Here is a 5096-nt window from a genome sequence, read left to right on the forward strand (position 1 = left end):
ATATAAGTTATTAACACAAATTCGTCGCGATGCATTTTAGTACTAAGGGAAAGGGCCAAAGCCACCGAAATACCCCCTCTTAACCCACCCCAGGTTAATATTGCAATAGCGTGTTGCTCAAATTTAATTTTATATTTTAAAATATAAACCGGGATAACAACCGAAACCCAACGGGCTAGCAGCACCAGTATTATGGCAACGCCACCAATGATCATAACTGTAAAATTGACCTTGATTATTAGCATTTCCAACCCAATGAAAAGGAAAAGTACCGCGTTTAATATCTCATCAATTAAATGCCAGAATTTGCCGAGGTAGTCTATAGTCTCGTCAGACATGACCTCGTCTTTGACTTTGTTGCCTGTTATAATACCGGCCACAACCATAGCCAGTGGCCCTGACACATGAAGGTGCGATGCTATGGTGTACCCGCCCATTACAATAGCAATGGTTATTAACACTTCTACCTTATAATCATCAACAGATCGGAGCGCGTAAAAACCCAGGTAACCAAGTATTCCCCCAAAGGCTAATCCGCCAACAGCCTCCTGCAAAAAAAGCTTACCTACTGTTGCTACAGAAAAATCGCCGGTACCCTGGCGGGCAATTTCGGCTATGCTGATAAAAATAACTACAGCTATACCATCATTAAATAACGATTCTCCGGCTATTTTTACTTCGAGCGAAGAAGGTATATTGGCTTGTCTCAAGATGCCCATAACAGCAATAGGATCAGTAGGAGATATCAACGAACCGAACAACAGGCAGTAAATAAAAGGAATAGGCATTTGAAAAATTTTAAATAGATACCAGGTCATTCCTCCCACCAAAAAGGTGCTGATAAGTATGCCCATAGTTGCCAATAGTAATACGGACCAGCGTTCCTTTTTTAACTTACCTGCATCAATATGTATCGCACCGGCAAACAAAAGAAAACTCAGCATAAAATTCATCAACACATCTTGAAAATCAACCGAGTTTGCCAATTCAATTGCTTTGGTTGAAAGCAAAAACTTTGAACTGCCCAATGTTGCCAGCAACATAGAAGATATCAGCGACAAAGCCATTATACCAATAGTTGGCGGCCATTTGATGAACCGGTGATTGATATAAGCAAACAGTGCAGCCAAAATGATGGTAATGGTAAGTATATCCCGTGTTTCCATATTATTTGTTTTGGTTTTATAAAACAGGCAGCGTGTGATAATTTGGAAGATAATCTCTTCTTGCTGCAAGGCTACTGCCTTGTGACCCGGTTTCAGGTATCATAGCTGCAAAGCAGCAAACCAATTAATTAATCAACAATAACTTTAACCAATCTCTTGATACCACAATAGTCCCGGCACTGCTGTAAAGATACTCATTATCACTTTCAACCATGCCCACTTAAATGGGATTATTATGCGGTGCGGTAATTGTATGCTTTTTGTAAATAAGGCAAACAGGCAGGCATAGATCATTCAAGAGCGGACATTTTTATTGCCATATTATTGGTTAATTGCTTAAATTTAATAATTTTATCAACTCAATTATATAACATAAACTTAACCAATTATGATCAAAAAAACATTAGCAACTGTTGTTATGGTAATGGCATTTGCAGCATTTTGCTTTGCCGGCGATATTACCGGGAACTGGAAAGGAACGGTGAACGACCAATTTGAAGTTGGCTATACCTTTAAAGTAGATGGCGAAAAATTAACCGGATCGTCAAAAGGTCCGGATGGTAGTGATACGGCATTCAGTGATGGTGTAATAAAAGGCGACGACCTTTCTTTCTCTATCGATATTATGGGTAACTCTACCAAAATTAAAGGCAAAATAAAGAGTGATGCTACAGATAAAACAAAAGACACGATCACGCTTTCTTTCGCAGTAAACGGGCAGGATGTAACCCTGGTGTTAAGCAGGGTGAAATAGTTTAAGCTTATGGCCGGTGTTATCACAGCGCCATTTTAAAAGTACGCAAAAGCCTCAAATCTTTCGATTTGAGGCTTTTAACTTTTCGGGGCACAGTAAATCTGCTATAAATAAACTTTGTAAAAACGTAACACATTGCTATCTTGTATATCTAAACCAAAACCAACCTAAATTATGATAAGGTCAAAAACTATACTTGGAGTAATCCTTTTTTTATTAATAAAAGGCTCATTATTCGCGCAGTCAGATACGCGCAGTATTAATATCATTAAAGATGCTATTGAAAAGGCCGGAACTGCTATTCCAGCTTCGGCCATTGGCGAGCCTGTTGGTTCGGTAAAACTGTATGAACCCCAATGGGTTGAGGCCACAGCAACAATGCCGGCCTATGGCATTGTAGAGGGCTCCATTATGCCGGTTGACCCTAACGGCTGGCCCATTAATTTCAGGGTAGTGCTACCCGCAAGCTGGTCGTTACGAGGTATGCAGCAGGGCGGCGGCGGAATGAACGGATCGCTTGGCGTACGTGCTTCGGCTTCTATACTTAATAAAGGCTTTGCAGTTTATGGCAGCGATGGCGGTCACCAGGCCGGTGGTAAAGCGTTGGCAACCGGACCAACTACCGGCGATGAATGGTCACTTAATGACGAAGCCATAAAAAACCTGGGCTACATGCAAATGAAAAAAACGCATGATGCCGCTATGGTTATTATGGAACGGGTGTATGGCAAAAAGCCCACCTATAATTATTATGTGGGTAGCTCGCAAGGAGGACGTGAAGCGCTAACTGTTGCGCAGCGGTATCCTGCCGACTATGATGGCATTATAGCTAACGTTCCTATCCTTAACAATACTACCCTTATGCTTGCCCCTGTGCTTATGCGCATACAGGAAATACCGACAGCAAACTGGGTAACGCCTGCAAAAGTAAAAGCCATTACTGCTGAGTTTTTGAGACAGTGCGATGCACTTGACGGCGTATCGGACGGAATGATAAATAATTATATGGCTGCACGTGCCATTTTTAATGTAAAAGACGGCATAGGACCTAAAGACCCCTGGAAAGCATTAAGAGCGCCAAATGGAATAGATCCAAACCCACAAGATGCAACAGAGAACGCAAAGCTTACCGATGGGCAAATAAAAACACTCGAATTTATTTATAGTCCTTACACGTTTAAAGCACCTTTAGCAAATGGTGTTAAATCGTTCGGGATGTGGTTGCCTAATATTACACCCGCCGACATGGGGCTTATTGCCAATACCCGTTTTAAAGGACAGGAAGGCGCTGCTGATAATGCCCGCCCATTTAGTCACCTGGGTATTTTAGGCACTACCGGGATGTTAATGCAGGACCTTAAAGCCAATTCGCTTGATTTTGTAGACGGTGGCAAATACGAGAAACGCAGAGAAGAAATATCAACCTGGCTTGATGCCACCAACCCCGACCTTTCCGCATTTTATAAACGAGGCGGAAAAATGATCGTTACCAATGGTTTAATGGATAACCTGGCTTCAGACGGATCGCAACTTGATTATTATCAATCAGTAATAGATAAGATGGGCAGAACTAAGGTGGATGAATTTGCACGGTTTTTTGTTGTACCGCATGGCGGCCACGGTTTAAGCGGCAAAGGCTATAGCGTTAACGGCGAGGGAAAACCGGTAAAAGCAAAAAACATTGCGGCCCCAAATGGTGATGACAACATCGATCAATTGGTATCATGGGTTGAAAAAAAACAGGCACCGGCTAAAACGCTGGTTATAGATGAAAAAGGCCGGATAGGCACAGATAAAAATGTGAATGGCTATTTGCTTTGCTCTTATCCGGAGTATCCCCAATATGTAAACGGACCGGTTGAAAGCGCGTCCTCTTACATCAGTAAAGCCCCTGATCTGAAATTGCTAAATAAATAGTACTATTCATGGATCGTAAGAAAATACTGATTGCCGGCGGAGGCATTGGCGGGTTAACTGCCGCGTTGAGTTTGCATAAAGCCGGCTTTGAGGTAATGGTATATGAGTCGGCCCCGGAGGTTAAACCGCTGGGTGTAGGTATCAATTTGTTACCACATGCCGTGCGTGTGCTCACTAACTTAGGTTTGCAGGAAGCCATGGCCGAGGTAGCAGTTGCTACCCGCGAACTCATTTACTTCAATAAATTCGGACAAAAAATATGGGGTGAACCACGGGGCATGTTTGCCGGCTATCATTGGCCGCAATTTTCGGTGCACCGCGGTACGTTTCATATGCTGTTGCTGCAAAAGGTAAAGGATGTAATTGGTGCCGAAAGCGTTTTTACGGGCCACCATTTGCTGTCGTGCGAAAACAAAGGCGCGGGCGTATCTGCCGTTTTTAACGACAAAAAACATGACAGGCAGGTAACTGTTGAAGGAGATGCCCTGATAGGTGCGGATGGTATTCACTCGGTAGTGCGTAAACAATTCTATCCTGTTGAGGGGATCCCTAAATTTTCGGGCGTTATACTGCATAGGGGCACTACCATAGCAAAACCTTTTCTTTCAGGCTCGTCCATGATCATGGCGGGGAGCCGCAGCAAAAAATTTGTAGCTTACCCCATAACAAAGCCGGATAAAGACGGTAATCAGCTTATCAATTGGATTGCCGACCTGCAGGTGAGCGAAGATGAAAACATTATGGTGCGCGATTGGAACCGCCGGGCCGATAAAGCAAAGCTGCTGGAGCAATTCAAATCCTGGGAGTTCCCCTGGTTACCTATTCCGTCGCTGATCAATAATTCCGAAGCTATTTATGAATTCCCGATGTCTGATCGTGATCCGTTGCCGCAATGGTCGTTTAACAATATCAGTTTACTGGGCGATGCGGCGCATCCTATGTATCCCATCGGCTCAAACGGGGCTTCGCAGGCCATACTGGATGCAGAATGTTTAGCAGAATGTTTTGAGCGTTATGATGACGTCGCAACAGCGTTAAAAGAATATGAAGCCATCAGGCTGGCGGCTACCGCCAACATTGTATTGCAGAACCGCAAAATGGGGCCGGAAGAAGTAATGCAAATTGTAGAAGAAAGGGCCCCTAACGGGTTTGATAATTTACATGACGTAATCTCGCAGGAGGAGCTTGACGCGGTATCGGCACGGTACAAAAAGATAGCGGGATTTGAGCTGGAAGCATTGAACCAAAAACAATAAAAT

Annotated in this window: 4 protein-coding genes; 3 read left to right on the forward strand and 1 reads right to left on the reverse strand. The window is 43.4% G+C overall.

Going from position 1 to position 5096, the window contains the following annotated elements; translation table 11 throughout:
- Positions 1-1166 (reverse strand): cation:proton antiporter (locus ABI367_RS11870; RefSeq protein ID WP_462227005.1); only part of this gene is annotated, 1166 nt, incomplete at its 3' end.
- A gap of 388 nt (positions 1167-1554) precedes the next feature.
- Between ABI367_RS11870 and ABI367_RS11875 the strand changes: the two genes are divergently transcribed.
- The 3 genes from ABI367_RS11875 to ABI367_RS11885 all read left to right on the forward strand — a co-directional run bounded on the left by ABI367_RS11875 (position 1555) and on the right by ABI367_RS11885 (position 5093).
- Positions 1555-1920 carry a hypothetical protein gene (locus tag ABI367_RS11875; RefSeq protein ID WP_462227007.1) on the forward strand — a complete coding sequence of 122 codons (366 nt, stop codon included), beginning with the start codon at positions 1555-1557 and terminating at the stop codon, positions 1918-1920.
- A gap of 174 nt (positions 1921-2094) precedes the next feature.
- A complete protein-coding gene (locus tag ABI367_RS11880; RefSeq protein ID WP_462227009.1) occupies positions 2095-3837 on the forward strand; it encodes a tannase/feruloyl esterase family alpha/beta hydrolase in 1743 nt (580 codons plus the stop codon).
- Between the two features lie 8 nt (positions 3838-3845).
- Positions 3846-5093 carry a flavin-dependent oxidoreductase gene (locus ABI367_RS11885; RefSeq protein ID WP_462227011.1) on the forward strand — a complete coding sequence of 416 codons (1248 nt, stop codon included), beginning with the start codon at positions 3846-3848 and terminating at the stop codon, positions 5091-5093.
- Positions 5094-5096 lie beyond the last annotated feature (3 nt).

Source organism: Mucilaginibacter sp., assembly GCF_039935595.1.
Taxonomy (GTDB): Bacteria; Bacteroidota; Bacteroidia; order Sphingobacteriales; family Sphingobacteriaceae; genus Mucilaginibacter.

What these genes read in the sequence shown, in the direction of transcription:
- ABI367_RS11875 (WP_462227007.1), top strand. Translation starts at nt 1,555, where the DNA reads ATGATCAAAAAAACATTAGCAACTGTTGTTATGGTAATGGCATTTGCA.
- ABI367_RS11880 (WP_462227009.1), top strand. Translation starts at nt 2,095, where the DNA reads ATGATAAGGTCAAAAACTATACTTGGAGTAATCCTTTTTTTATTAATA.
- ABI367_RS11885 (WP_462227011.1), top strand. Translation starts at nt 3,846, where the DNA reads ATGGATCGTAAGAAAATACTGATTGCCGGCGGAGGCATTGGCGGGTTA.